This window comes from Escherichia sp. E4742 (assembly GCF_005843885.1).
Taxonomy (GTDB): Bacteria; Pseudomonadota; Gammaproteobacteria; order Enterobacterales; family Enterobacteriaceae; genus Escherichia.
In genome coordinates this window covers 4,778,449-4,804,817 of the sequence record NZ_CP040443.1, presented here as the reverse complement: position 1 = coordinate 4,804,817, position 26,369 = coordinate 4,778,449, and the positions used below count along the sequence as shown (strand labels likewise).

Sequence of the window (26,369 nt, the reverse complement as noted above, 5' to 3'; positions counted from 1 at the left end):
GAAAAAAATGTGGTACAACAACTCAGGCAACACGCAAACGATTTACTCGTCGTATTTCAAGTGGCATGTGCTGCGGCTACGTTCGTTCACCCCAGTCACTTACTTTTGTAAGCTCCTGGAGTTCACTCGCTTGCCGCCTTCCTGCAACTCGAAATCCATAGAGTAAACAAACATCACCTTTCAGTGCGCTATTGCAGCAGCCTGAAAGAACAGTGTATCGACCTACATCACAGACCGCAGGAAAGGGTCAATATAATGATTCCACAGATTTCCCAGGCACCCGGCGTCGTTCAACTGGTGCTTAATTTTTTGCAAGAGCTGGAGCAACAGGGTTTTACTGGCGATACGGCAACAAGCTATGCCGATCGTCTGACAATGTCGACCGACAACAGTATTTACCAACTTCTCCCCGATGCGGTGGTATTTCCGCGTTCAACCGCAGATGTGGCGTTAATTGCCCGTCTGGCCGCGCAGGAACGCTATACATCGCTGATCTTCACCCCGCGTGGCGGCGGTACTGGCACTAACGGTCAGGCGCTCAACCAGGGGATTATTGTTGATATGTCCCGCCATATGAACCGCATCATCGAAATTAACCCTGAAGAGGGCTGGGTGCGCGTTGAGGCCGGGGTGATAAAAGACCAACTGAATCAGTACCTGAAACCATTTGGCTACTTTTTTGCGCCAGAACTTTCGACCAGCAACCGGGCAACACTCGGCGGGATGATTAATACTGATGCTTCCGGCCAGGGATCGCTGGTCTATGGGAAAACGTCAGATCACGTGTTGGGCGTGCGGGCGGTGTTGTTGGGGGGGGATATTCTCGATACGCAACCTTTACCCGTCGAACTTGCTGAAACGTTGGGTAAAACCAATACCGCTATCGGGCGGATCTACAACACTGTTTATCAACGCTGCCGCCAGCAACGCCAGTTAATCATCGACAAATTCCCCAAACTTAACCGCTTTCTTACCGGTTACGATCTACGTCATGTCTTTAACGATGAAATGACCGAGTTCGATTTGACACGCATTCTGACCGGCTCAGAAGGGACGCTGGCCTTTATTACCGAAGCGCGGCTGGATATTACGCGCTTGCCTAAAGTGCGCCGTCTGGTGAACGTCAAATATGACTCTTTTGACTCCGCGCTGCGTAATGCGCCGTTTATGGTTGAGGCGCGTGCGCTTTCGGTAGAGACGGTAGACTCAAAAGTGCTGAATCTGGCGCGGGAAGATATTGTCTGGCATTCCGTCAGCGAACTGATTACCAATGTGCCAGACAAAGAGATGCTCGGGCTGAACATTGTTGAATTTGCCGGAGATGATGAGGCGCTGATTGACGAGCGGGTAAATTCACTCTGTGCGCGGCTGGATGAACTGATTGCCAGCCAGCAGGCAGGGGTGATCGGCTGGCAGGTGTGCAGTGAGCTGGCAGGTGTTGAGCGTATTTATGCAATGCGCAAAAAAGCCGTCGGCTTGCTCGGCAATGCCAAAGGAGCAGCCAAACCGATTCCATTTGCCGAAGATACCTGCGTGCCGCCGGAACATCTGGCAGATTATATTGCTGAATTTCGCGCACTGCTCGACAGCCACGGCTTGAGTTATGGCATGTTCGGTCATGTTGATGCGGGGGTATTGCACGTCCGTCCGGCGCTGGATATGTGCGATCCGCAACAAGAGATCTTGATGAAGCAAATCTCTGATGACGTGGTGGCGCTGACTGCAAAATACGGTGGCTTGTTGTGGGGCGAGCACGGTAAAGGTTTTCGTGCCGAATACAGTCCGGCGTTTTTCGGTGAGGAGCTTTTCGCAGAACTGCGTAAGGTTAAAGCGGCGTTTGATCCGCATAACCGACTAAATCCAGGGAAAATCTGCCCTCCAGAAGGTATTGACGCGCCAATGATGAAAGTGGACGCGGTGAAGCGTGGTACATTTGACCGGCAGATCCCCATCGCGGTACGCCAGCAGTGGCGCGGGGCAATGGAATGTAATGGCAACGGTTTGTGCTTCAACTTTGATGCCCGCAGCCCGATGTGTCCGTCAATGAAGATTACTCAGAACCGCATTCATTCACCGAAAGGGCGTGCAACGCTGGTGCGTGAATGGTTACGTTTGCTGGCGGATCGCGGCGTTGATCCTCTGAAACTGGAGCAAGAGCTACCAGAGTCTGGCGTCAGCTTGCGCACGTTAATTGCCCGTATGCGCAATAGCTGGCATGCAAATAAAGGCGAATATGACTTCTCGCACGAAGTGAAAGAGGCAATGTCGGGCTGCCTGGCCTGTAAAGCCTGTTCGACTCAGTGTCCGATCAAAATTGACGTACCGGAGTTCCGCTCTCGTTTCCTGCAACTCTATCACACACGTTATCTACGCCCATTGCGCGATCATCTGGTGGCAACGGTCGAAAGTTACGCACCGCTGATGGCGCGTGCGCCAAAGACTTTTAACTTCTTCATTAACCAGCCGCTGGTGCGCAAACTCTCGGAAAAACACATCGGTATGGTCGATTTGCCGCTGCTTTCAGTGCCGTCGCTGCAACAACAAATGGTGGGGCATCGCTCGGCAAACATGACGCTGGAACAGCTTGAAGCGCTCAGTACAGAGCAGAAAGCGCGCACGGTGCTGGTGGTGCAGGACCCCTTTACCAGCTATTACGATGCGCAAGTGGTGGCGGATTTTGTCCGTCTGGTCGAAAAATTAGGTTTCCAGCCTGTGTTACTGCCATTTTCGCCAAATGGCAAAGCCCAGCATATCAAAGGTTTTCTTAATCGTTTTGCGAAGACGGCGAAAAAGACGGCGGATTTCCTCAACCGTATGGCGAAGCTGGGGATGCCAATGGTGGGTGTCGATCCGGCTCTGGTGCTCTGTTATCGCGATGAATATAAACTGGCTCTGGGCGAGGCGCGTGGCGAGTTTAACGTCTTACTGGCGAATGAATGGCTGGCAAGCGCGCTTCAGTCACAGCCAGTGACAGCAGTCAGCGGTGAATCATGGTATTTCTTTGGTCACTGTACCGAAGTTACCGCCTTGCCGGGTGCACCAGCACAATGGGCCGCGATATTTGCCCGTTTTGGCGCGAAACTGGAAAATGTCAGCGTGGGTTGCTGCGGCATGGCAGGGACTTACGGACATGAAGCGAAAAACCATAAAAATTCGCTCGGGATCTATGAGTTATCCTGGCATCAGGCTATGCAGCGACTGCCGCGTAACCGCTGTCTGGCGACCGGATATTCCTGCCGCAGCCAGGTAAAACGGGTTGAAGGCACGGGGGTACGCCATCCCGTGCAGGCATTACTGGAGATTATTAAATGATATGGAAACGTAAAATCACCCTTGAAGCACTGAATGCCATGGGTGATGGAAACATGGTGGGGTTGTTGGATATTCGCTTTGAACATATTGGTGATGACACCCTTGAAGCGACAATGCCAGTAGACTCGCGGACAAAGCAGCCTTTCGGGTTGCTGCATGGAGGTGCCTCCGTGGTACTGGCCGAAAGTATCGGTTCAGTTGCCGGGTATTTATGTACCGAAGGTGAGCAAAAAGTGGTTGGTCTGGAAATCAATGCTAACCACGTCCGCTCGGCACGAGAAGGGCGGGTACGCGGCGTATGCAAACCGTTGCATCTCGGTTCGCGGCATCAGGTCTGGCAGATCGAAATATTCGATGAAAACGAGCGTTTGTGTTGTTCATCACGATTGACGACCGCCATTTTGTGACGTTGTCACCAGAAAAGTGTGATGCATATTGCTTTTGGTTATTATCTGCGCAGTAAACGGTGGTATACTGTGCAGGTCTTGTCTAAAGCGAGGATGCTATGTCTACTCAACTTGATCCCACCCAGCTGGCCATTGAATTTTTACGCCGTGACCAAAGCAATCTTTCACCCGCTCAATATCTCAAGCGTCTGAAACAACTAGAGCTTGAATTTGCTGATCTGCTTACTCTTTCGTCTACGGAACTGAAAGAAGAAATCTACTTCGCCTGGCGTCTGGGCGTGCATTAATCCCTACTGAACATAGTCTGAACGCCCATCGACCTGGATTAACTCCAGTCCAGGTCTGACGACTTTCTTCTGACTTCCCCCATTTTTACCCGCTTGATCTTGTTTAAGAAGAATACTAATCGCAGTTTGTGTTAAAACGCCGGCTTAGCTTTATGAGATTATTCTTATCGCCCCTTCAAGAGCTAAGCCACTGTGAGTGCCGGAGATAAGCGCCGGATGGGGTAGAAACCCTTAAGTCTGTGTTGAACAGACTTAAGGGTTTTCTTATTTCTGAACTCACCACTTTTTTACCTATCTCTTAAATAGTCATTTTCGATACAACTTTTTCTTTTCCATCACAGTCTTAACGCCAGTTCGATAATAATCATTATCTAACAATGAGATACCTAATTCTTAGCATGCCTGTTAACCCTCTCATCAGGGTCTATGCTTATTAAATACAGGCAAAAAGCATGTTTTACGCTAAAGCCCCTGCGTTTGCTGGGTTGAACTGATAATCATTATCACTAACATGCTGTTATCCGCTGAAAGCGATGAAGTGAGGTAAATCGATGGACATGCATTCAGGAACGTTTAATCCACAGGATTTCGCCTGGCAAGGCTTAACGTTAACACCCGCAGCCGCGGCGCATATACGTGATTTAGTCGCGAAGCAGTCGGGTATGGTTGGCGTGCGTTTGGGCGTCAAACAAACAGGCTGCGCGGGCTTTGGCTATGTGCTCGACAGCGTCAGCGAGCCAGAGAAAGATGATCTGCTGTTTGAACGTGACGGCGCGAAGCTGTACGTCCCGCTACAAGCGATGCCGTTTATTGATGGCACGGAAGTCGATTTCGTTCGCGAAGGACTCAATCAGATATTCAAATTTCACAACCCGAAAGCCCAGAATGAATGTGGCTGTGGCGAAAGCTTTGGGGTATAGGCGGTACTATGTCTCGTAATACTGAAGCAACTGACGATGTCAAAACATGGACCGGCGGCCCGCTGAATTATAAAGAAGGATTCTTCACCCAATTAGCGACTGATGAGCTGGCTAAGGGCATAAACGAAGAGGTGGTGCGCGCAATTTCGGCGAAGCGTAATGAGCCGGAGTGGATGCTGGAGTTTCGTCTCAGCGCCTATCGCGCATGGCTGGAGATGGAAGAGCCGCACTGGCTGAAAGCGCACTACGACAAGCTGAATTATCAGGATTACAGCTACTACTCGGCACCATCGTGCGGTAATTGTGACGACAACTGCGCGTCTGAACCCGGCGCGGTGCAGCAAACTGGCGCGAACGCCTTTTTAAGTAAAGAGGTGGAGGCGGCGTTTGAGCAGTTGGGCGTTCCCGTGCGGGAAGGCAAAGAGGTGGCGGTGGATGCCATTTTCGACTCTGTTTCGGTTGCCACCACTTATCGCGAAAAACTGGCGGAGCAGGGAATTATCTTCTGTTCCTTTGGCGAGGCGATTCACGATCACCCGGAACTGGTGAAGAAATATCTCGGCACCGTGGTACCCGGGAATGACAACTTCTTTGCCGCGCTTAATGCGGCGGTGGCCTCTGACGGTACGTTTATTTATGTGCCTAAAGGCGTGCGCTGCCCGATGGAGCTCTCCACCTATTTCCGCATTAACGCGGAAAAAACCGGGCAGTTTGAGCGCACCATTCTGGTGGCCGATGAAGACAGCTACGTCAGCTACATTGAAGGCTGTTCCGCTCCGGTGCGTGACAGCTATCAGTTACACGCGGCGGTGGTGGAAGTCATCATCCATAAAAACGCTGAGGTGAAATACTCCACGGTACAAAACTGGTTCCCTGGCGATAACAACACCGGCGGTATTCTCAATTTCGTCACCAAGCGTGCTTTGTGCGAAGGCGAAAACAGCAAAATGTCATGGACGCAATCAGAAACCGGGTCAGCCATTACGTGGAAATATCCCAGCTGCATTCTGCGCGGCGATAACTCCATTGGTGAGTTTTACTCAGTGGCACTGACCAGCGGTCATCAGCAAGCGGATACCGGCACCAAGATGATCCACATCGGTAAAAACACTAAATCAACCATTATCTCGAAAGGGATCTCCGCCGGACACAGCCAGAACAGTTATCGTGGATTAGTGAAAATCATGCCGACGGCAACCAATGCACGCAACTTCACTCAATGCGACTCAATGCTGATTGGCGCCAACTGCGGGGCGCATACCTTCCCGTATGTCGAGTGTCGTAACAACAGTGCGCAACTGGAGCACGAGGCAACCACATCGCGCATTGGCGAAGATCAACTGTTTTACTGCCTGCAGCGCGGGATCAGCGAAGAAGACGCCATCTCGATGATTGTTAATGGTTTCTGCAAAGATGTGTTCTCGGAACTGCCACTGGAATTTGCCGTTGAAGCACAAAAACTCCTCGCCATCAGTCTTGAGCATAGCGTCGGATAAGGAATAAATATGTTAAGTATTAAAGATTTACACGTCAGCGTGGAAGATAAAGCTATCCTGCGCGGATTAAGCCTCGACGTTCGTCCCGGCGAAGTTCACGCCATTATGGGACCAAACGGTTCGGGTAAAAGTACCTTATCGGCAACGCTTGCCGGGCGCGAAGATTATGAAGTGACGGACGGCACAGTTGAGTTTAAAGGCAAAGATTTGCTTGCGTTGTCGCCGGAAGATCGCGCAGGCGAAGGCATCTTTATGGCCTTCCAGTATCCGGTGGAGATCCCTGGCGTCAGTAACCAGTTTTTCCTGCAAACGGCGCTCAATGCGGTGCGTAGTTATCGCGGTCAGGAAACGCTCGACCGCTTCGATTTTCAGGATTTGATGGAAGAAAAAATCGCTCTCCTGAAGATGCCGGAAGATTTATTAACGCGTTCGGTCAACGTTGGTTTTTCCGGTGGTGAGAAAAAGCGCAACGATATTTTGCAAATGGCGGTGCTGGAACCGGAGTTATGCATTCTTGATGAGTCGGACTCCGGGCTGGATATCGATGCATTAAAAGTGGTTGCCGATGGCGTGAACTCGCTGCGTGATGGCAAGCGTTCGTTCATTATCGTGACGCACTACCAACGCATTCTTGACTATATCAAGCCTGATTACGTCCACGTGCTATATCAGGGGCGAATTGTGAAATCCGGTGATTTCACGTTGGTCAAACAACTGGAGGAGCAGGGTTATGGCTGGCTTAGCGAACAGCAGTAACGCGCTGCAACAGTGGCATCACTTGTTTGAGGCTGAAGGGGCAAAACGCTCCCCGCAAGCTCAGCAGCATTTACAGCAATTGCTGCGTACCGGTCTGCCGACACGTAAACATGAGCACTGGAAATATACGCCGCTGGAAGGGCTGACCAATAGCCAGTTTGTCAGCATTGCGGGTGATATATCCCCGCAACAACGCGATGCCTTAGCGTTAACGTTAGACGCCGTGCGGCTGGTGTTTGTCGATGGACGTTACATGCCAGCGCTTAGCGATGCAAGTGAAGGCAGCGGGTATGATGTAAGCGTTAACGACAACCGTCAGGGGCTGCCCGATGCCATTCAGCCAGAAGTCTTTTTGCATTTGACGGAAAGCCTGGCACAAAGCGTTACGCATATTGCCGTGAAGCGCGGTCAACGGCCTGCAAAGCCATTGCTGTTAATGCATATTACCCAGGGCGTGGCAGGTGAAGGGGTGAACACCGCTCATTACCGCCATCATCTGGATCTGGCGGAAGGTGCCGAAGCGACGGTGATTGAACATTTTGTCAGCCTTAATGATGCGCGCCATTTTACCGGCGCGCGCTTCACTATCAACGTCGCAGCAAACGCCCACTTGCAGCATATCAAGCTGGCGTTTGAAAACCCGGTCAGCCACCACTTTGCCCATAACGATTTACTGCTGGCGGACGATGCCACCGCATTTAGCCACAGTTTCCTGCTTGGTGGCACCGTGTTACGGCACAACACCAGTACGCAACTCAATGGCGAAAACAGCACGCTGCGGATCAATAGCCTGGCGATGCCGGTGAAAAATGAAGTATGCGATACCCGCACCTGGCTTGAACACAATAAAGGTTTTTGTAATAGCCGCCAGTTGCACAAAACTATCGTCAGCGACAAAGGCCGCGCGGTATTTAACGGTTTGATTAACGTCGCGCAGCATGCCATCAAGACTGACGGCCAGATGACCAATAATAATCTGCTGATGGGCAAGCTGGCGGAAGTGGATACCAAACCGCAGCTGGAAATCTATGCCGATGATGTGAAATGCAGCCACGGCGCGACGGTGGGGCGTATTGATGATGAGCAAATGTTCTATCTGCGTTCGCGTGGGATCAATCAGCAGGATGCCCAGCAGATGATCATCTACGCCTTTGCTGCCGAACTGACGGAAGCCTTGCGCGATGATGGTCTTAAACAGCAGGTGCTGGCTCGAATCGGCCAACGACTGCCGGGAGGTACAAGATGACTTTTTCCGTCGACAAAGTGCGGGCCGACTTTCCGGTGCTTTCGCGTGAGGTGAACGGTCTGCCACTGGCTTATCTCGACAGCGCCGCCAGTGCGCAGAAACCGAGCCAGGTAATTGACGCCGAGGCTGAGTTTTATCGTCACGGCTACGCCGCGGTGCATCGCGGTATTCATACGTTAAGCGCCCAGGCGACCGAGAAAATGGAGAACGTGCGCAAGCGGGCATCGTTGTTTATCAATGCCCGTTCGGCGGAAGAGCTGGTGTTCGTCCGCGGCACGACGGAAGGGATCAATCTGGTCGCCAATAGCTGGGGCAACAGCAACGTGCGGGCAGGCGATAACATCATCATCAGTCAGATGGAGCACCACGCTAACATTGTTCCCTGGCAGATGCTTTGCGCACGCGTTGGTGCAGAGCTACGGGTGATCCCGCTTAACCCGGATGGCACGCTGCAACTGGATACACTGCCCAATCTGTTCGACGAGAAAACCCGACTGCTGGCAATTACTCACGTGTCTAATGTGCTGGGGACGGAAAATCCGCTGCCGGAAATGATCACGCTTGCGCACCAGCATGGCGCAAAAGTGCTGGTGGATGGCGCTCAGGCAGTGATGCATCATCCGGTGGATGTTCAGGCACTGGATTGCGATTTTTACGTGTTTTCCGGGCATAAACTGTATGGCCCCACCGGGATTGGCATTCTTTATGTCAAAGAAGCCTTGTTGCAGGAGATGCCGCCGTGGGAAGGTGGCGGTTCTATGATCGCCACCGTCAGCCTGAGTGAAGGCACTACCTGGACTAAAGCGCCATGGCGGTTTGAAGCCGGTACGCCCAATACCGGAGGTATTATTGGCCTTGGCGCGGCGCTGGAGTATGTTTCGGCGCTTGGGCTTAATAACATAGCCGAGTATGAACAGAATCTGATGCATTACGCATTGTCGCAGTTGGCAGCGGTGCCGGATCTTACGCTCTATGGTCCGCCGGACAGACTTGGCGTTATTGCCTTTAATCTCGGTAAACACCACGCCTATGACGTCGGCAGTTTTCTTGATAACTACGGTATTGCTGTGCGTACCGGACATCACTGTGCAATGCCATTAATGGCCTATTACAATGTCCCCGCGATGTGTCGGGCGTCGCTGGCAATGTACAACACCCATGAAGAAGTGGATCGTCTGGTAACTGGATTGCAACGTATTCATCGTCTACTGGGGTAAAAGGGAGGCTCTATGGCTGTATTGCCGGATAAAGAAAAATTGCTGCGTAACTTTTTACGCTGCACCAACTGGGAAGAGAAATATCTCTACATTATTGAACTGGGACAGCGTCTGCCAGAATTACGCGACGAAGACAGAAGCCCGCAAAATAGTATTCAGGGATGCCAGAGTCAGGTATGGATTGTAATGCGCCAGAATGCGCAGGGAATTATTGAATTGCAGGGCGACAGCGATGCGGCCATTGTGAAAGGGCTTATTGCGGTCGTTTTTATTCTCTACGATCAAATGACGCCGCAGGATATTGTCAATTTCGATGTGCGCCCGTGGTTTGAAAAAATGGCGCTCACCCAACATCTCACCCCATCACGCTCACAAGGTCTGGAAGCGATGATTCGCGCAATTCGCGCCAAAGCCGCTGCACTTAGCTAAACTAAAGGAACAGCTTTCATCCGGTAGGCTCACTTTGCCGGGTGGTCGATGTTTACACTGGCCTGCACAGGAGTGTTTCGGTTTCAGGTAAACATAAGCGCCATCCGTCGTTTCAGCGTGAGCCACCGGCAAATACAGGAGGTTTACAATGAAACGCGCGTCTTTACTAACACTGACTCTTATCGGCGCTTTCAGCGCCATTCAGACAGCCTGGGCGGTAGATTACCCGCTCCCACCAACCGGAAGCCGACTGGTTGGGCAAAATCAAACCTATACGGTGCAAGAGGGGGATAAAAACCTTCAGGCTATTGCCCGCCGTTTTGATACTGCGGCAATGTTGATCCTTGAAGCCAATAACACAATTGCTCCGGTGCCAAAACCAGGCACGACAATAACCATTCCTTCGCAACTGTTATTACCTGATGCACCGCGCCAGGGGATAATTGTGAACCTTGCGGAACTGCGTCTTTATTATTATCCGCCGGGAGAAAATATCGTGCAGGTCTACCCGATAGGCATTGGCTTACAGGGGCTGGAAACGCCGGTGATGGAAACACGGGTAGGGCAGAAAATCCCCAATCCTACCTGGACGCCCACGGCGGGTATTCGTCAGCGTTCACTGGAGCGAGGCATCAAATTACCGCCTGTTGTTCCAGCCGGGCCGAATAACCCTCTGGGACGCTACGCACTGCGCCTGGCGCACGGCAACGGCGAATACCTCATTCATGGCACCAGTGCGCCGGACAGCGTTGGTTTGCGCGTCAGTTCAGGCTGTATGCGTATGAACGCGGCGGACATTAAAGCACTGTTCTCCAGTGTGAGAACGGGAACGCCGGTAAGAGTGATCAACGAACCGGTAAAATACTCTGTAGAACCGAACGGGATGCGTTATGTTGAAGTGCATCGACCGTTATCGGCAGAAGAACAGCAGAACGTTCAGACAATGCCGTACGCACTGCCTGCAGGCTTCACGCAATTTAAAGACAATAAGGCTGTAGATCAGAAGTTAGTCGATAAAGCATTGTATCGTCGGGCAGGGTATCCGGTAGCGGTAAGCAGCGGAGCGACACCCGCAGCCAGCAATGCGCCTGCAGTAGAGTCAGCGCAGAATGGTGAACCAGAGCAAGGAAATATGTTACGAGCGACGCAATAGGCGTAATTAGCAGGCAAAAAAATGGCGCACAATGTGCGCCATTTTTCACTTCACAGGTACTATTACTTGCGGTATTTAGTAGCCATGTTGTCCAGACGCTGGTTAGCACGAGCTGCGTCATCTTTAGCAGCCTGAACGTCGGAACGCATTGCGTTCACGTCGTTGCTCAGCTGGTCAACTTTAGCGTTCAGAGTCTGAACGTCAGAAGACAGCTGATCGATTTTAGCGTTGCTGGAGCAACCTGCCAGCAGAGTAGAACCCAGGATTACCGCGCCCAGTACCAGTTTAGTAGCTTTCATTATTAATACCCTCTAGATTGAGTTAATCTCCATGTAGCGTTACAAGTATTACACAAAGTTTTTTATGTTGAGAATATTTTTTTGATGGGAAGGCACTTATTTTTGATCGTTCGCTCAAAGAAACATCGAACGCTTGGTTTTAGATAAAAAAATTGAGAGAAAACAGGATGGTTCCATCGGATTCATCTTAGATAAAGTGAGATTATATAGTGAAATCCGATTTGATTTTTTATTGCTTCTGGTTATCGATTAAATAAAAAAAGCGCCCATCAGGGCGCTTCGATATACAAATTAATTCACAAAAGCAATATTACAGGACGTGAACAGATGCGGTGTTAGTCGTACCGCTCGGTACTAGCGCGCCAGAAACCATGACTACGACGTCGCCTTTGTGCGCCAGACCGCTCTGCAGCGCCAGTTCTTTACCCAGACGGTAGAAATCATCAGTAGAGGTAATTTCTTTAACTAGCTGCGGTACAACGCCTTTGCTCAGTACCAGCTGATGAGCCGTTTTTTCGTTGGTGGTCAGCGCCAGAATGGTTGCATCCGGGAAGTATTTACGTACTGCACGAGCAGATTTACCGCCCTGGGTCGCTACGACGATCAGCGGAGCATCCAGTTTTTCAGCAGTTTCAACGGCGCCACGGCAAACCGCTTCGGTGATACGCAGTTTACGGTTGTCGTTGTTGAACTCGAGACGGCTGTTCATCACGCGGTCGGTACGTTCGCAGATGGTCGCCATGATAGAAACAGCTTCCAGCGGATATTTACCTTTTGCGGATTCACCAGACAGCATTACTGCGTCGGTGCCGTCGAGGATGGCGTTGGCTACGTCACCGGCTTCTGCGCGAGTCGGACGTGGGTTTTTGATCATGGAATCCAGCATCTGGGTCGCAGTGATAACGACTTTACGTGCACGGATACATTTTTCGATCATCATCTTCTGGGCGAAGATAACTTCTTCAACCGGAATTTCTACACCCAGGTCGCCACGTGCAACCATGATGCCGTCAGATGCTTCGAGGATTTCGTCGAAGTTATTGAGGCCTTCCTGGTTTTCGATTTTGGAGATGATTTGGATGTTTTCGCCGCCGTGCGCTTTCAGGTGCTCACGGATTTCGACAACGTCAGAGCGTTTACGGATAAAGGAAGCAGCAACAAAGTCTACGCCTTGTTCGCAACCGAAGATCAGGTCCTGTTTGTCTTTTTCTGCCAGTGCCGGCAGGGCGATGGAAACGCCTGGCAGGTTCACACCTTTGTTCTCGCCCAGGTCACCGTTGTTCAGTACTTTACAGATAACTTTGTTACCTTCGATAGCGGTAACTTCCATACCTATCAGACCATCGTCAACCAGTACGGTGTTGCCGACGGACAGGTCGGTGGTGAAACCTTCATAAGTTACCGCAACCATTTCGCTGTTGCCGATAACAGATTTGTCAGTGGTGAAAGTAAAGGTCTGGCCTGCTTTCAGAGAAACGTCGTTACCGCCTTCCAGTTTCATGGTGCGGATTTCCGGACCTTTGGTATCGAGCAGGATAGCGGCAGTTTTACCGGTTTTGCTCATCACGTTGCGCAGGTTCTGAATGCGCTGACCGTGTTCTGCATAGTCACCATGAGAGAAGTTCAGACGCATGACGTTCATGCCCGCGTCCAGCATTTTAGCTAACATCTCTTCAGATTCGGTTTTTGGGCCGATGGTGCAAACAATTTTGGTCTTTTTCATGACAGTCTTAGTCTTTAAGTTGAGAAGGATAGGAGAAACTTGCTTTCTGGGCGCACTGCCGGAAAGCGAATCCGGTATTACGAAAGTGATGGTGCCTCGCTCTAAGGATAGGTGACATCGAAAAAGCGTGCAGAGGAATGTGTGCTTGTGTCTCAGCCCAACGTGAGTGTCTGTTTTTGAGTCGTTGAGTTCTACAGTCCAAAGTGCTGAAACCATTCAAGAGTCAATTGGCGCGGATTATACGCTGAATTTAATCAAAAAGGAAAACAAAAACAGCGTTTCAAAAACATTCATGCATATACACAATAAACTGTGATCAAAGATTTAACGTCCTCGATAGCAGATTACGCAAAATGATCGCTGTTTGCGCAACGGGAAGGCGATGGCTGGAAGGTGGAGGATGACTGGAGTAAAGACAGAGTGCATACCCTCGTTACACAACAGATGTAATTATAATAATTTATCGATTTATTTGTTTGATTTTGTTTGTTTTTTGTTTAAGTAATGAGATTGATATATGCTGATAACTGGCATGATAAATGGGTGTGAATAATGGGCAACCGGACAAAAGATGATGAGCTGTATCGCGAAATGTGCAGAGTGGTAGGGAAAGTGGTGTTGGAGATGCGTGACCTGGGCCAGGAGCCAAAACACATCGTCATCGCTGGTGTGTTGCGTACAGCATTAGCAAATAAACGCATCCAACGCAGCGAATTAGAAAAGCAGGCGATGGAAACAGTCATTAATGCACTGGTGAAATAATTGTACGGGGATAGCGCGTAACGCCTTATCCCCTCTGTTTTATTATATCGTCACATGTAAGTTTATTTTTATAAATGGATGTAAGGCAGCCCTATTAATTGCGATGTGTATTTAATTTTATAGCGAATTAGCTATTTCTATATTCTGGAATGTATGTCACAAATTATTGTAGAGTAAATGAAATTCATTTCAAATGATAACAAATATCACTCCGCTTTTAATCTTCTGCTTTCCGTTATTAATTGATAACGATCAATGTTAAGGATTAAGAATAATCACATTATTTTTTCTCCTAACCATAAAGGATTAGTTTGCTTGCGTTAAATCATGTCTCATACGCTATCGGGTTAGGGCAAAAATATCTGGTGTTGGAGGCATAGTCAGCAGCGTATTAGTTGAATGCTTAATATCAGGCTGCTGAATTGTCAGCACTGTGTTTGCGAAGAGGATGCGAAATAAATGAACCCGGTTGAACGTCCACTATTAGATATTGGCTTAACGCGATTAGAGTTCTTGCGTATATCAGGAAAAGGTCTTGCTGGTTTAACAATAGCCCCTGCGTTATTGTCGCTTTTGGGCTGTAAACAGGAAGATGTCGATAGCGGCACGGTGGGGCTGATAAACACGCCCAAAGGAGTGTTAGTTACCCAGCGTGCGCGTTGCACCGGCTGCCACCGCTGTGAAATCTCCTGTACCAACTATAACGATGGCGCCGTTGGTACTTTTTTCTCCCGCATCAAAATCCATCGTAATTATTTCTTTGGCGACAAGGGCGTAGGTTCCGGTGGCGGCTTATACGGCGATCTGAATTATACCGCCGACACCTGCCGCCAATGTAAAGATCCTCAATGCCTGAAGGTCTGCCCGATTGGCGCGATTACCTGGCAGCAGGAAGAGGGATGTATAACCGTCGATCATAAACGTTGCATTGGTTGTAGCGCCTGTACCACTGCGTGTCCGTGGATGATGGCCACCGTAAATACTGAAACTAAAAAATCCTCGAAATGTGTGTTGTGCGGTGAATGCGCAAACGCCTGCCCAACAGGGGCGTTAAAAATTATCGAGTGGAAAGATATTACTGTGTGAATCTTGCAAAGGAAAAAATCATGGCTAACGGTTGGACTGGCAATATATTAAGAGTCAATCTTACGACAGGAAATATTACCCTCGAAGATTCCAGTAAGTTTAAAGATTTTGTCGGTGGTATGGGCTTTGGCTACAAAATTATGTATGACGAAGTACCTCCAGGCACCAAACCTTTCGATGAAGCAAATAAATTAGTTTTTGCTACGGGGCCGTTGACAGGGTCTGGTGCACCCTGTAGTTCTCGCGTAAATATCACATCACTTTCCACATTTACCAAAGGAAATTTAGTCGTCGATGCCCATATGGGCGGCTTTTTTGCTGCACAAATGAAATTCGCCGGATACGACGTCATTATTATCGAGGGTAAAGCGAAATCACCGGTCTGGCTAAATATAAAAGATGACAAGGTTAGCCTGGAGAAAGCCGATTTCTTGTGGGGGAAAGGGACGCGTGCAACCACGGAAGAAATTTGCCGTTTAACCTGCCCTGAAACCTGTGTAGCGGCTATTGGTCAGGCGGGTGAAAATCTTGTGCCTCTCTCTGGCATGCTGAATAGTCGTAACCACAGTGGCGGCGCGGGAACTGGCGCAATAATGGGCTCCAAAAACCTGAAAGCGATTGCGGTTGAAGGGACAAAAGGAGTCAACATTGCCGATCGCCAGGAGATGAAACGGCTCAATGACTATATGATGACCGAACTTATTGGCGCTAATAACAATCATGTCGTGCCAAGTACGCCGCAATCGTGGGCAGAGTACTCTGATCCCAAATCACGCTGGACGGCACGTAAAGGGCTGTTTTGGGGCGCAGCGGAAGGCGGCCCGATTGAAACAGGAGAAATCCCGCCTGGCAATCAGAACACGGTCGGTTTCCGCACCTATAAATCCGTCTTTGACTTAGGTCCGGCAGCAGAAAAATACACCGTCAAAATGAGTGGCTGCCACTCATGCCCAATTCGTTGTATGACCCAGATGAACATTCCTCGGGTTAAAGAGTTTGGTGTACCCAGTACAGGTGGTAACACCTGTGTTGCTAACTTTGTCCATACCACCATCTTCCCGAACGGGCCGAAAGATTTTGAAGATAAAGATGATGGACGGGTGATTGGTAATCTGGTTGGTCTGAATCTGTTCGATGACTACGGGCTGTGGTGTAACTACGGGCAGCTGCATCGAGATTTTACGTATTGCTACAGCAAAGGCGTGTTCAAGCGCGTTCTGCCTGCTGAAGAGTATGCGGAAATTCGTTGGGATCAGCTGGAAGCGGGCGACGTTAACTTCATTAAAGATTTTTACTACCGTCTGGCGCACCGCGTGGGTGAGTTGAGTCATCTGGCTGATGGCTCGTATGCCATTGCTGAACGCTGGAATTTGGGTGAAGAGTACTGGGGCTACGCAAAAAATAAACTCTGGTCGCCGTTTGGTTATCCGGTTCACCATGCCAATGAAGCGTCGGCGCAGGTCGGTTCTATTGTTAACTGCATGTTCAACCGTGACTGTATGACGCATACGCACATCAACTTTATCGGATCCGGTTTGCCGTTGAAACTGCAGCGTGAAGTGGCAAAAGAACTTTTTGGCTCTGAAGATGCTTACGATGAAACCAAAAACTACACGCCGATCAATGACGCAAAAATTAAATATGCCAAATGGTCGCTGTTGCGGGTTTGTTTGCATAACGCCGTCACCCTGTGCAACTGGGTCTGGCCAATGACCGTTTCGCCACTTAAAAGCCGCAATTATCGTGGCGACCTTGCGCTAGAAGCCAAATTCTTTAAAGCAATCACTGGCGAAGATATGACGCAGGAAAAATTAGATTTAGCTGCTGAGCGTATCTTTACGTTACATCGTGCCTACACGGTAAAACTGATGCAAACCAAAGATATGCGTAATGAGCATGACCTGATCTGTTCCTGGGTATTTGATAAAGATCCGCAGATTCCGGTCTTCAGTGAAGGTACTGACAAAATGGACCGCGATGATATGCACCAGTCACTCACGCTTTTCTACAAGGAAATGGGCTGGGACCCACAGCTTGGTTGTCCAACGCGAGAAACGCTTCATCGACTCGGGCTGGAAGATATTGCCGCCGATCTGGCGACACATAACCTGCTACCAGCATAAGGAACCGGCGTAATGAGCCAGCAGGAGGAAATGACACAACTGGAAGCACCTGATATTGACGTGACTAAGCGTCAATGGTTGCACAGTATGCGTCAGCCCGATGACACTGCGAACGATGCGGTTACAGGACCTGAACCGGCTGAAATTCTGGCGGAGTTTATCCGCCAGCATTCGACGGCGGGTCAACTGGTTGCACGCGCCGTGTTCCTGTCGCCGCCATATTCGGTTGCTGAAGAGGATCTTTCTGCATTGCTGGAAAGCATACGGCAGAGTTCAGATTTCGCAGATATCGCCTGTATGACGGGCAGTAAAGATGATTATTACTACTCAACGCAAACCATGAGCGAAAACTATGCCGCTATGTCTTTGCAGGTTGTTGAGCAGGACATCTGTCGGGCCATTGCACACGCCGTTCGCTTCGAATGCCAGACGTATCCCCGGCCTTACAAGGTCGCCATGTTGACGCAAGCGCCATATTACTACCAGGAAGCGCAGATTGAAGCTGCGCTCGCCGCGATGGATATCGCTCCTGAATATGCCGATATACGCCAGGTGACGTCATCAACGGCTGTGTTGTACCTGTTTAGCGAGCGTTTTATGAGCTATGGCAAAGCTTATGGCTTATGTGAATGGTTCGAGGTTGAGCAGTTTCAGAATCCCTGAAGTTTCAGGGAGATATCATGGATAGGGTGGACAGTCGCAGCCACAGCATTAGAGGATAATAAGATGTCCTTCACTCGACGCAAATTTGTTCTGGGGATGGGAACGGTAATCTTTTTTACCGGTTCAGCACCTTCTTTGTTGGCGAACAGCAGACAAGGAAAGGAAGTTCGATATGCCATGATTCACGATGAATCACGGTGCAATGGCTGTAATATTTGCGCCAGAGCATGCCGTAAAACTAACCATGTACCGGCACAGGGAAGTCGTTTGTCTATTGCGCATATCCCGGTCACCGATAACAATAACGAAACGCTGTATCACTTTTTTCGCCAGTCATGCCAGCACTGTGAAGATGCTCCTTGCATTGACGTTTGCCCCACAGGGGCATCGTGGCGTGATGAACAGGGGATCGTGCGGGTAGAAAAACCACAATGCATTGGCTGTAGCTACTGCATCGGCGCATGCCCGTATCAGGTTCGTTACCTTAATCCACTGACCAAAGTGGCGGATAAATGTGATTTCTGTGCCGAGTCTCGGCTGGCAAAAGGTTTTCCGCCCATCTGCGTTAGCGCCTGTCCGGAACATGCGTTAATCTTTGGTCGCGAAGATAGCCCAGAAATTCAGGCGTGGTTACAGGAAAATAAATACTATCAATATCAGCTGCCTGGTGCCGGGAAACCGCATCTGTATCGCCGGTTCGGTCAACATTTGATTAAAAAGGAAAATGTATGAACCCGTCGCAAAATGCTGAACAATTTCATAACCAGTTGGCAAACTATGTACCGCAGTTTTCTCCCGAATTTTGGCCTGTGTGGTTGGTCATTGCCGGGCTGCTGCTGGTCGGGATGTGGTTAGTGTTGGGGCTTCACGCCTTACTTCGCGCTCGTGGTAAAAAGAAATCCTCCACTGGTCATGGCGAGAAGGTTTATCTCTACAGCAGGGCGGTGAGATTATGGCACTGGTCGAATGCGTTACTCTTTGTCTTGTTGCTGGCAAGTGGGCTAATCAATCACTTTGCGCTGGTGGGCGTTGCTGCAGTCAAAAGTCTGGTTGCCTTACATGAAGTTTGTGGATTCCTGCTACTGGCATGCTGGCTTGGCTTTATTCTCATTAATGCCGTTGGGGGTAATGGTCATCACTACATTATCCGCCGTCAGGGCTGGCTGGGGCGAGCGGCTAAACAAACGCGGTTTTATCTGCTTGGAATTATGCAAGGGGAAGATCATCCATTTCCTGCAACAACACAGTCTAAATTCAATCCATTGCAGCAGGCAGCCTATGTTGGTGTGATGTATGGATTGCTGCCGCTGTTACTGTTGACGGGGCTGCTATGCCTTTACCCGCAAACCGTGGGGGACGTGTTCCCTGGCGTAAGATACTGGTTATTGCAGGCGCATTTTGCTCTGGCAGCTATAAGCCTCTTTTTTATCTTCGGCCATCTCTATCTTTGCACCACGGGGCGTACTTCGCACGAAACCTTTAAATGTATGGTCGATGGCTATCACCGGCATTAACGAATGATCATTACACGAGCTGACCTGCGAGAGTGGCGTGTAGGAGCGGTTATGTACCGCTGGTTTCTGCGCCGTTTTCCGCAAGGTGGAATTTATGCCGATATTCACCACGCCCTGATTGGCGAAGGATTTACTGACTGGGCGGAAAGTCTGGTTGAGTACGCCTGGAAAAAATGGCTGGCAGACGAAAATTTCGCCCGTCAGGAAGTTTCCTCAATGCAAAAACTGGCCAGGGACCCCGTAGAGATACCCTTTTGCAGTCAGTTCGCCCGGGCCGACGATCACGCACGCGTCGGCTGTTGTGAGGATAACGCCAGAATCGCTACCGTGGGGTATGCTGCGCAAATTGCCAGCATGGGTTATAGCGTGCGGATTGGCAGTGTCGGCTTTAACAGCCATATCGGTAGCTCAGGTGAACGTGCTCGTGTTGCTGTAACCGGTAATTCCTCGCGGATAAGCAGCGCCGGAGACAGCAGTCGTATTGCGAATACCGGAATGCGAGTACGCGTTTGTACATTGGGTGAACGGTGTCATGTCGCCAGTAATGGCGATCTGGTGCAAATCGCCAGCTTTGGCGCAAACGCCAGGATTGCCAACAGCGGCGATAACGTTCATATCATCGCCAGCGGTGAAAATTCAACGGTAGTGAGTACGGGCGTGGTGGATTCAATTATTCTCGGGCCAGGAGGCAGCGCCGCGCTGGCTTATCATGACGGCGAAAGAGTGCGCTTTGCCGTAGCCGTTGAAGGTGAAAATAATATTCGCGCCGGAGTTCGCTATCGTCTGAATGAGCAGCATCAATTTGTGGAATGCTGACTCTTTTACCTTAATCAAACGACAGACGTCGGCGTGCGCGGGATGCTGGCTTCACGACGGCCTGCGCCATAGCCTCGCCAATTTCAGCACAAGCCGTAAGCCCCTGAACGAAAGGCCGATCGTGCATTAGCCAGGGCAACGCGCCGAACGCCACGCGACCACGAACCTCTTCCGGTTGCTGTAGCGTATAATCTTCACCGACATCAGGGATTTCATCGCCTGTTTTCTGTAGCTGTGCACGTAGTCCAGGGAAAGGAATGTCTTTCACTTTGAGCGGGCGTTGCCCACGAGCATCAATAAAAACGTCAAACGAGTAGCTGTTGTCCGCTGTTTTCAGCATTGTGTGCGTTTTGTCGATTTCCATCTCGTATTCCTCACCGAGAGCGAGAATATGGATAATTCCCGCCTCGCGCAAAGCCAGTAATCGCTTTATAGATTCAGAAGGAATAGCTGCATAATTGTCGATAAATACTCTGGCAAGGCCTTTACTGAACCGTTTATGGTCGTGCTCATTCAGATGCGGAACAATTTCCTGTACGGCTTCATGCAGGCGAAGAATGACATAACGCCAGAGAACGGTATGTTTTTCACGTTTATTTCGCTCGACTTCTGCCAGGTTTTTTTCTGCCCAGGCAAATGGATCATGCTGTTTACGGTCAGCAAACCAGGCTTGCGCGAAGGTATCGACATTCAGGCTCTCTATCGCAATATGTCGGCTCCAGTCAGGATCAGCCGAAATAATCTCTCGCACTATAAGTTTAAATACCCGTTCCAGAAGGCCCTGTGCACCTTTTTCAATTTCCGCGTTCAGGGTCTGTTCAGTGACAATGCATAGAGGTTCGTAGGGAATTGGGCAATAGAAATCGGCTTCTGGCAAAATACCTGTGCGTGACATCAATGTAATACTGAGTTTTTCACTGTCGCTATCGCGCTGAAACAGAATGCGTTGATTATCTTTTTCAATAAAGGAACCATGCTGGATAGCAACCGCCATTGCAGCATCCAGTCCGCTCAAGGATGTTCCCATAATGCCCACGCTACAGGCTTCAATTTTCGCTTCCATTAACCCTGACCACGGGCTGGGGAAATATGTTCGGCTTGCCTGTTCTTCGTCAGGCCAGACGTGACCGGTGGCTATTAAGGCTAAATCAAACGTCTCAACTGGCAAATCCCGATCTGTGAAGATAAGCACGCCAGAGTCTGTGACTTGCAGATCAGTCACCTGACAAGATTCATAAACGTTGATTTCAAATTGCTGCTGCCGGGCTTGCTCTACCAACCGTAAAAAGCGATCGCGGAAATATTCTCCTAACAAAATCCTCGGCAAAAACTGGCGATCGTGCAAGCTTTCTTTTTTAACGCCATAACGTTGCAGATGGCTGGCCTCTTGCTCTTGCAACCATTCCAGATAAGTACAATAAATCGGCGGTATTTCAATGCTGGCAATATTTGCCAGCATCATTTTAGAGTTTTCTTCATCATTGTACGGCATACCGACACCCGCCTCGTCGGCTTGCTCGAAGAGAGAAATGGAGAGTGGCGTTTGCTGCTGCAAAAGTGATCGGAAAGTGTAGATCCCTGTTGGTCCGGCACCCACAATGGCAATTTTTTTCATTGTTACTTACCTGTATGCTTTTTTTTGAATTTGGTGTTATCAGATAAGTGTGGTGGAAATATTTAGAAAAGGAGAAATTTCAGACAGGGACGAAAAGGGCGCGTATCGCCCTTCATTAATCTCTGTCAGGCGAGTTTTGCCTGATTGATTTGACTCAGTGACTCATTGACATCGAAAACTTTGGCAATAACTTCTGCGACACCAAGATTTTTCAGGCGGGCAGTATGTTTGTCCAGATAATCCAGGGCGCTTTTTTCATCTATAAAAAGGTAGATCCCACCGGCTTCATGGTTCTTTTCACTTTCTGTCCACACCTTCCACAGAAAACCGGGTTCCTGATTAATCGACTCGGCAAGCGGTTTAAGTTGCTCAGCCATTTCGTCGCCAAAGGGGCCATTAAAAGCGAAATGAAGTTGTAATAAAGTCGCCATAGCTATTCTCCTTCTGATAACGCATACGAGGATAGTGTAAATCTTTTAACGTATTGGATACAGAGAAGAAGCAGGAGAAACAAAAGGGAAGAGAAGACCAGATTAAGAAAATCTGGTGCGTCCGAGTGGACTCGAACCACCGACCCCCACCATGTCAAGGTGGTGCTCTAACCAACTGAGCTACGGACGCAGGATGGTGCGTTCAATTGGACTCGAACCAACGACCCCCACCATGTCAAGGTGGTGCTCTAACCAACTGAGCTATGAACGCAACGTTGTAGGTGACAACGGGGACGAATATTAGCGGCAGAGCGTGAAGGTGGCAAGAGGCAAATCGTAATTTTCTGCGGTATTTCTATCGTTTGCAGAGCTTTTAAACAAATTGGCGATATTTTGTTGATTTGCAAGGGCGATTTTTGGCCAGAGATCATATTTAGATCTGATACAGCCGATTATCCCTCGACTCACAATGTAAAACAGAGACTTTGCCACCATATCAATTCTATCGTGGATAAATCCTTCGTAGCCTTTACACTTAGGTAGCGATAAAGGCACACAGATGCAGCAAAGGAATAAGTCATGGGATCTGATGCAAAAAACTTGATTAGCGACGGGAAAGTGCAAATTGTTCATGCTGGAGACGTTATCGGCGCGACTCAACTTACTGATGGCGAGTTGATTGTTGAGGCAGGCGGAAGAGCAGAAAATACCGTGGTCACAGACGCTGGCTGGCTGAAAGTTGAAACTGGTGGAATCGCCAAATGTACACAGTACAGCAACAATGGCACGTTATCAGTCGGTGACGGCGCAATAGCCACTGACATTGTTCAGTCAGACGGTGGAGCGATTAGCCTTTCAACGCTCGCGACTGTTAATGGCCGCCATCCCGAAGGTGAATTTAGCGTTGATCAGGGCTATGCCTGCGGTTTATTGCTGGAGAATGGCGGTAATCTGCGGGTACTCGAGGGCCATCGCGCGGAAAAAATCATTCTGGATCAGGATGGTGGTTTGTTGGTCAACGGAACCGCATCAGCAGTTGTTGTAGATGAAGGTGGTGAACTGTTGGTTTACCCTGGTGGAGAAGCCATCAATGGTGAGATAAACCACGGCGGCGTTTTTATGCTGGCAGGTAAAGCCAGTGATACGCTGATTGCGGGTGGCACCATGAATAATCTCGGCGGCGAAGACATTCATACCATCGTTGAGAATGGCGCCGTTTATCGCCTGGGGACAGACGGTCTGCAACTCTACAGTTCTGGTAAGACTAAAAACCTGACAGTTAAAACCGGTGGGCGGGCTGAAGTGCATGCCGGTACGCTGGAAAACGCAGTGGTACAAAGTGGGACAGTGATTGTGATGTCTCCCACCAGTGCGGATGAAAAATTCGTCGTAGAAGAAGACTGTGCTCCGGTTGAACTTACGGGGAGCGTTGCCTTACAGGACGGCGCTTCTATGATTGTTGGCTATGGCGCTGATCTGAAACAATCAACGATTACGGTCCAGCAGGAAGGCGTGTTGATCCTCGATGGCAGCACGGTTAAAGGTGACGATGTCACTTTCTATGTTGGCAACCTGAATCTCGATGGTGGAAAAGTGTGGCTGATAACGTCAACAGCAACGTCTGTGCAGTTGAAGGTGAAACGTCTGCGAGGAGAAGGAACGATTTGCCTGCAAACCAGTGCGAAAGAAATTTCTCCAGAATTCATCAGTGTGAAAGGGGAAGTCAGCGGTGATATTCACGTTGAGATAACGGATGCCAGTCGGCAGCCTATTTGCAGCACACTTAAATTGCAGCCGGACGAAGATGGCATTGGCGCAACGCTCCAGTCAGCCTAAAATTAAGGCGCAATCTTTGCGGATTGCGCCTCATTTTTTTATCGAGATGCACGTTGCAAAATGATAGCCGATGGTAGACGTTGCAAGAAACGCATACGTAGCATCATCATAATGGCAGCAGAAGTCAGACCGATAATAAAGCCTATCCAGAAACCTGCCGGCCCCATCGGCTCAACCACCAGATTGGTCAATGCCAGGATATAACCACTTGGTAAACCCAACACCCAATACGCGATAAAGGTAATATAAAAAATAGATCGCGTATCTTTATAACCACGCAAAATCCCGCTACCGATTACCTGTATCGAGTCAGAAATCTGATACACCGCCGCCAGCAACATCAGGTGTGCAGCCAGTGTCACAACTTCTGGATTATCGTTATACAGAAGAGCGATCTGCTCCCGCAGTGAGATTGTAAAAATTGCCGTCATCGTTGCCATACAGACGCCAACCATAAGCCCGGTTCGTGCGGCAGTTTGCGCATCCAGCGTGGAACCCTGACCCAGACGATAACCCACACGGATAGTCACAGCCGCTGCCAGTGACATCGGAAGAACGAACATTAGCGAACTAAAGTTCAGGGCAATCTGGTGGCCTGCCACATCGACAATACCGAGCGGAGATACCAACAGCGCAACCACCGCAAAAAGTGTTACTTCAAAGAACAGTGCCAGCGCGATAGGTAAACCAAGTTGCACAAGTCTTTTCATTACTGCCGGGTCTGGTTTCGCGGTGCCTTTTTCGTTGCGGATATCGCGCATAGAACGGGCATGTTTAATATAAGAAACCATAGCAAAGAACATTACCCAGTACACCGCCGCAGTCGCCACACCACAGCCGACGCCACCGAGTTCAGGCATGCCGAAGTGACCATAAATAAAGATATAGTTAACCGGAATGTTCACCAGCAGGCCAATAAAGCCCATCACCATGCCCGGCTTGGTTTTTGCCAAACCTTCACACTGGTTACGAGCGACCTGGAAGAACAGATAGCCCGGAGCCCCCCACAATAGTGCACGCAGATAACCCACTGCTTTATCGGCGAGGGCCGGATCGATATTTTGCATGGAGCGGATGATATAACCCGCATTCCACAGCACCAGCATAATAAGCACGGAGACGAAACCGGCCAGCCAGAAACCTTGTCGCACCTGATGCGCAATACGTTCACGGCGACCTGAACCATTCAATTGCGCGATGACTGGCGTCATTGCCAGCAGCAGTCCGTGACCGAAAAGAATCGCCGGGAGCCAGATAGAAGTACCAATGGCGACTGCCGCCATGTCGGTGGCGCTATAGCCGCCCGCCATGACGGTATCGACAAAACCCATCGCTGTTTGGGCGATTTGCGCGAGAATCACCGGGATTGCTAATGCTAATAACAGACGCGCTTCACTAATGTATTTCTGCACGTGAACACCTTTTATATTGTTGTTATATGAGAGACTAAAAAACCGCCTGAATGGGCAGCAAAAAGAAGAAGCAGGGGAAATTCAGTCTATTGTAGCGAGGATTTATTAATTCTCCAGTGAAAAAATAACCACTCAACCCCCTTTACTGGTAAGGACGTTTCCCACCTGCTATTGTGCTGAACAGAATGTCCTAACTGATTTCAGGAGTTGTAAGTATGTTTACGGGGATAGTGCAGGGCACCGCGAAGTTGGTGTCGATTGACGAGAAAGCAAATTTTCGAACCCATGTAGTGGAATTACCTGATTACATGTTGGATGGTCTGGAGACAGGCGCTTCTGTCGCGCATAACGGTTGCTGCCTGACTGTAACGGAAATTAACGGCAACCGTATCAGCTTTGATCTGATGAAAGAAACGTTACGAATAACAAACCTTGGCGATTTAAACGTTGGGGATTGGGTAAACGTAGAACGAGCTGCTAAATTCAGCGATGAAATCGGCGGACATTTAATGTCAGGTCATATTATGACCACCGCAGAAGTATCGAAAATAATAACATCAGAAAATAACCACCAGATCTGGTTCAAAGTACAGGATGAGCAGTTAATGAAATATATCCTGTATAAAGGGTTTATTGGTATTGATGGTATCAGCCTGACGGTTGGTGAAGTGACAGCGACCCGCTTTTGTGTGCATTTAATTCCGGAAACGCTGGAACGTACCACTCTCGGTAAGAAAAAACTCGGTGCACGCGTCAATATCGAAATCGATCCGCAAACTCAGGCCGTGGTCGATACTGTAGAACGTGTGTTGGCGGCACGGGAAAAGAAATAAGACTGCATTTGAAATGACATCGCCCCCAAAATG

Annotated in this window: 25 protein-coding genes and 2 tRNA genes; 19 read left to right on the top strand and 8 right to left on the bottom strand. The window is 49.5% G+C overall.

Annotated features, from left to right (window positions below; genetic code table 11):
* Nucleotides 1–255 precede the first annotated feature (255 nt).
* From ydiJ to ldtE, 10 genes are all read left to right on the top strand, one after another.
* Nucleotides 256–3,312, top strand: coding sequence for a D-2-hydroxyglutarate dehydrogenase YdiJ (gene ydiJ / locus FEM44_RS23370; RefSeq protein ID WP_135522347.1), 3,057 nt, complete (start codon nt 256–258; stop codon nt 3,310–3,312).
* Nucleotides 3,309–3,719, top strand: a complete 411-nt coding sequence (gene menI / locus FEM44_RS23365) for a 1,4-dihydroxy-2-naphthoyl-CoA hydrolase (RefSeq protein ID WP_135522348.1) — start codon at nt 3,309–3,311, stop codon at nt 3,717–3,719. The genes ydiJ and menI overlap by 4 nt, the downstream gene beginning before the upstream one ends.
* Before the next feature lie 98 nt (nt 3,720–3,817).
* A complete protein-coding gene (locus FEM44_RS23360) occupies nt 3,818–4,006 on the top strand; it encodes a YdiH family protein (protein ID WP_005136461.1) in 189 nt (62 codons plus the stop codon).
* 551 nt (nt 4,007–4,557) lie between these two features.
* Nucleotides 4,558–4,926, top strand: coding sequence for a Fe-S cluster assembly scaffold SufA (gene sufA / locus FEM44_RS23355; protein WP_135522349.1), 369 nt, complete (start codon nt 4,558–4,560; stop codon nt 4,924–4,926).
* A gap of 8 nt (nt 4,927–4,934) precedes the next feature.
* Nucleotides 4,935–6,422, top strand: coding sequence for a Fe-S cluster assembly protein SufB (gene sufB, locus FEM44_RS23350; RefSeq protein ID WP_135522350.1), 1,488 nt, complete (start codon nt 4,935–4,937; stop codon nt 6,420–6,422).
* Nucleotides 6,423–6,431: 9 nt separating this feature from the next.
* Complete coding sequence (gene sufC, locus FEM44_RS23345) at nt 6,432–7,178, top strand: Fe-S cluster assembly ATPase SufC (RefSeq protein WP_135522351.1); 747 nt, start codon at nt 6,432–6,434, stop codon at nt 7,176–7,178.
* A complete protein-coding gene (sufD, locus tag FEM44_RS23340; RefSeq protein WP_135522352.1) occupies nt 7,153–8,424 on the top strand; it encodes a Fe-S cluster assembly protein SufD in 1,272 nt (423 codons plus the stop codon). The genes sufC and sufD overlap by 26 nt, the downstream gene beginning before the upstream one ends.
* Nucleotides 8,421–9,641 (top strand): cysteine desulfurase SufS, encoded by a 1,221-nt coding sequence (sufS, locus tag FEM44_RS23335; protein WP_135522353.1) that lies wholly within the window; start codon nt 8,421–8,423, stop codon nt 9,639–9,641. Before sufD ends, sufS begins: the two co-directional genes overlap by 4 nt.
* A gap of 12 nt (nt 9,642–9,653) precedes the next feature.
* Nucleotides 9,654–10,070 carry a cysteine desulfuration protein SufE gene (sufE, locus tag FEM44_RS23330; RefSeq protein ID WP_000279741.1) on the top strand — a complete coding sequence of 139 codons (417 nt, stop codon included), beginning with the start codon at nt 9,654–9,656 and terminating at the stop codon, nt 10,068–10,070.
* A 148-nt stretch (nt 10,071–10,218) separates the two neighbouring features.
* Nucleotides 10,219–11,223 (top strand): L,D-transpeptidase LdtE, encoded by a 1,005-nt coding sequence (gene ldtE, locus FEM44_RS23325; protein ID WP_135522354.1) that lies wholly within the window; start codon nt 10,219–10,221, stop codon nt 11,221–11,223.
* 62 nt (nt 11,224–11,285) lie between these two features.
* On the opposite strand, the gene lpp is transcribed toward ldtE, so the two are convergent.
* The 3 genes from lpp to ynhH all read right to left on the bottom strand — a co-directional run bounded on the left by lpp (nt 11,286) and on the right by ynhH (nt 13,447).
* Nucleotides 11,286–11,522 (bottom strand): murein lipoprotein Lpp, encoded by a 237-nt coding sequence (lpp, locus tag FEM44_RS23320; protein WP_000648420.1) that lies wholly within the window; start codon nt 11,520–11,522, stop codon nt 11,286–11,288.
* Between the two features lie 310 nt (nt 11,523–11,832).
* On the bottom strand, nt 11,833–13,245 hold the full coding sequence (gene pykF / locus FEM44_RS23315; RefSeq protein WP_064530058.1) for a pyruvate kinase PykF: 1,413 nt from the start codon (nt 13,243–13,245) through the stop codon (nt 11,833–11,835).
* 7 nt (nt 13,246–13,252) lie between these two features.
* Nucleotides 13,253–13,447, bottom strand: a complete 195-nt coding sequence (gene ynhH, locus FEM44_RS25685) for a protein YnhH (RefSeq protein ID WP_242664678.1) — start codon at nt 13,445–13,447, stop codon at nt 13,253–13,255.
* A 350-nt stretch (nt 13,448–13,797) separates the two neighbouring features.
* Between ynhH and fumD the strand changes: the two genes are divergently transcribed.
* From fumD to ydhT, 7 genes are all read left to right on the top strand, one after another.
* Nucleotides 13,798–14,007 carry a fumarate hydratase FumD gene (gene fumD / locus FEM44_RS23310; RefSeq protein WP_000528337.1) on the top strand — a complete coding sequence of 70 codons (210 nt, stop codon included), beginning with the start codon at nt 13,798–13,800 and terminating at the stop codon, nt 14,005–14,007.
* A gap of 459 nt (nt 14,008–14,466) precedes the next feature.
* Nucleotides 14,467–15,093 (top strand): ferredoxin-like protein, encoded by a 627-nt coding sequence (locus tag FEM44_RS23305; protein ID WP_130208224.1) that lies wholly within the window; start codon nt 14,467–14,469, stop codon nt 15,091–15,093.
* Nucleotides 15,094–15,113: 20 nt separating this feature from the next.
* Nucleotides 15,114–17,216, top strand: coding sequence for an aldehyde ferredoxin oxidoreductase (locus FEM44_RS23300; protein WP_135522355.1), 2,103 nt, complete (start codon nt 15,114–15,116; stop codon nt 17,214–17,216).
* Nucleotides 17,217–17,228: 12 nt separating this feature from the next.
* Nucleotides 17,229–17,879, top strand: a complete 651-nt coding sequence (locus FEM44_RS23295; RefSeq protein ID WP_130218951.1) for a YdhW family putative oxidoreductase system protein — start codon at nt 17,229–17,231, stop codon at nt 17,877–17,879.
* 63 nt (nt 17,880–17,942) lie between these two features.
* Complete coding sequence (locus FEM44_RS23290; RefSeq protein ID WP_135522356.1) at nt 17,943–18,611, top strand: 4Fe-4S dicluster domain-containing protein; 669 nt, start codon at nt 17,943–17,945, stop codon at nt 18,609–18,611.
* Nucleotides 18,608–19,393, top strand: coding sequence for a thiosulfate reductase cytochrome B subunit (phsC, locus tag FEM44_RS23285; RefSeq protein WP_135522357.1), 786 nt, complete (start codon nt 18,608–18,610; stop codon nt 19,391–19,393). Before FEM44_RS23290 ends, phsC begins: the two co-directional genes overlap by 4 nt.
* Before the next feature lie 3 nt (nt 19,394–19,396).
* Nucleotides 19,397–20,209 (top strand): protein YdhT, encoded by an 813-nt coding sequence (ydhT, locus tag FEM44_RS23280; protein ID WP_135522358.1) that lies wholly within the window; start codon nt 19,397–19,399, stop codon nt 20,207–20,209.
* Nucleotides 20,210–20,219: 10 nt separating this feature from the next.
* Here ydhT and FEM44_RS23275 read toward each other — a convergent pair whose 3' ends face one another.
* The 4 genes from FEM44_RS23275 to FEM44_RS23260 all read right to left on the bottom strand — a co-directional run bounded on the left by FEM44_RS23275 (nt 20,220) and on the right by FEM44_RS23260 (nt 22,526).
* Nucleotides 20,220–21,824, bottom strand: a complete 1,605-nt coding sequence (locus tag FEM44_RS23275; protein WP_135522359.1) for an FAD-NAD(P)-binding protein — start codon at nt 21,822–21,824, stop codon at nt 20,220–20,222.
* Between the two features lie 125 nt (nt 21,825–21,949).
* Nucleotides 21,950–22,255: a monooxygenase gene (locus FEM44_RS23270; RefSeq protein ID WP_135522360.1), complete on the bottom strand. Its 306-nt coding sequence runs from the start codon at nt 22,253–22,255 to the stop codon at nt 21,950–21,952.
* A gap of 113 nt (nt 22,256–22,368) precedes the next feature.
* Nucleotides 22,369–22,445, bottom strand: a tRNA-Val gene (locus tag FEM44_RS23265).
* Between the two features lie 4 nt (nt 22,446–22,449).
* Nucleotides 22,450–22,526: transfer RNA gene (locus tag FEM44_RS23260), tRNA-Val, on the bottom strand.
* A 308-nt stretch (nt 22,527–22,834) separates the two neighbouring features.
* Here FEM44_RS23260 and FEM44_RS23255 point away from each other — a divergent pair.
* The gene (locus FEM44_RS23255) at nt 22,835–24,091 is read left to right on the top strand and encodes an AIDA repeat-containing protein (protein ID WP_135522361.1); all 1,257 of its coding nucleotides are present in this window, start codon (nt 22,835–22,837) and stop codon (nt 24,089–24,091) included.
* Between the two features lie 38 nt (nt 24,092–24,129).
* On the opposite strand, the gene mdtK is transcribed toward FEM44_RS23255, so the two are convergent.
* The gene (gene mdtK, locus FEM44_RS23250) at nt 24,130–25,503 is read right to left on the bottom strand and encodes a multidrug efflux MATE transporter MdtK (RefSeq protein ID WP_130218963.1); all 1,374 of its coding nucleotides are present in this window, start codon (nt 25,501–25,503) and stop codon (nt 24,130–24,132) included.
* A gap of 215 nt (nt 25,504–25,718) precedes the next feature.
* Between mdtK and FEM44_RS23245 the strand changes: the two genes are divergently transcribed.
* A complete protein-coding gene (locus FEM44_RS23245) occupies nt 25,719–26,336 on the top strand; it encodes a riboflavin synthase (protein WP_064530047.1) in 618 nt (205 codons plus the stop codon).
* The last annotated feature ends 33 nt before the right edge of the window (nt 26,337–26,369 follow it).

Excerpts from the sequence above, each read along its gene's own strand:
- sufA (WP_135522349.1), top strand. The coding sequence starts at position 4,558 with ATGGACATGCATTCAGGAACGTTTAATCCACAGGATTTCGCCTGGCAA.
- FEM44_RS23270 (WP_135522360.1), bottom strand. The coding sequence starts at position 22,255 with ATGGCGACTTTATTACAACTTCATTTCGCTTTTAATGGCCCCTTTGGC.
- ldtE (WP_135522354.1), top strand. The coding sequence starts at position 10,219 with ATGAAACGCGCGTCTTTACTAACACTGACTCTTATCGGCGCTTTCAGC.
- ydiJ (WP_135522347.1), top strand. The coding sequence starts at position 256 with ATGATTCCACAGATTTCCCAGGCACCCGGCGTCGTTCAACTGGTGCTT.
- ydhT (WP_135522358.1), top strand. The coding sequence starts at position 19,397 with ATGATCATTACACGAGCTGACCTGCGAGAGTGGCGTGTAGGAGCGGTT.
- FEM44_RS23275 (WP_135522359.1), bottom strand. The coding sequence starts at position 21,824 with ATGAAAAAAATTGCCATTGTGGGTGCCGGACCAACAGGGATCTACACT.
- FEM44_RS23290 (WP_135522356.1), top strand. The coding sequence starts at position 17,943 with ATGTCCTTCACTCGACGCAAATTTGTTCTGGGGATGGGAACGGTAATC.
- sufE (WP_000279741.1), top strand. The coding sequence starts at position 9,654 with ATGGCTGTATTGCCGGATAAAGAAAAATTGCTGCGTAACTTTTTACGC.
- FEM44_RS23305 (WP_130208224.1), top strand. The coding sequence starts at position 14,467 with ATGAACCCGGTTGAACGTCCACTATTAGATATTGGCTTAACGCGATTA.
- sufD (WP_135522352.1), top strand. The coding sequence starts at position 7,153 with ATGGCTGGCTTAGCGAACAGCAGTAACGCGCTGCAACAGTGGCATCAC.
- sufC (WP_135522351.1), top strand. The coding sequence starts at position 6,432 with ATGTTAAGTATTAAAGATTTACACGTCAGCGTGGAAGATAAAGCTATC.
- sufB (WP_135522350.1), top strand. The coding sequence starts at position 4,935 with ATGTCTCGTAATACTGAAGCAACTGACGATGTCAAAACATGGACCGGC.
- pykF (WP_064530058.1), bottom strand. The coding sequence starts at position 13,245 with ATGAAAAAGACCAAAATTGTTTGCACCATCGGCCCAAAAACCGAATCT.
- sufS (WP_135522353.1), top strand. The coding sequence starts at position 8,421 with ATGACTTTTTCCGTCGACAAAGTGCGGGCCGACTTTCCGGTGCTTTCG.
- FEM44_RS23245 (WP_064530047.1), top strand. The coding sequence starts at position 25,719 with ATGTTTACGGGGATAGTGCAGGGCACCGCGAAGTTGGTGTCGATTGAC.
- menI (WP_135522348.1), top strand. The coding sequence starts at position 3,309 with ATGATATGGAAACGTAAAATCACCCTTGAAGCACTGAATGCCATGGGT.
- fumD (WP_000528337.1), top strand. The coding sequence starts at position 13,798 with ATGGGCAACCGGACAAAAGATGATGAGCTGTATCGCGAAATGTGCAGA.
- FEM44_RS23295 (WP_130218951.1), top strand. The coding sequence starts at position 17,229 with ATGAGCCAGCAGGAGGAAATGACACAACTGGAAGCACCTGATATTGAC.
- FEM44_RS23255 (WP_135522361.1), top strand. The coding sequence starts at position 22,835 with ATGGGATCTGATGCAAAAAACTTGATTAGCGACGGGAAAGTGCAAATT.
- FEM44_RS23300 (WP_135522355.1), top strand. The coding sequence starts at position 15,114 with ATGGCTAACGGTTGGACTGGCAATATATTAAGAGTCAATCTTACGACA.
- phsC (WP_135522357.1), top strand. The coding sequence starts at position 18,608 with ATGAACCCGTCGCAAAATGCTGAACAATTTCATAACCAGTTGGCAAAC.
- lpp (WP_000648420.1), bottom strand. The coding sequence starts at position 11,522 with ATGAAAGCTACTAAACTGGTACTGGGCGCGGTAATCCTGGGTTCTACT.
- FEM44_RS23360 (WP_005136461.1), top strand. The coding sequence starts at position 3,818 with ATGTCTACTCAACTTGATCCCACCCAGCTGGCCATTGAATTTTTACGC.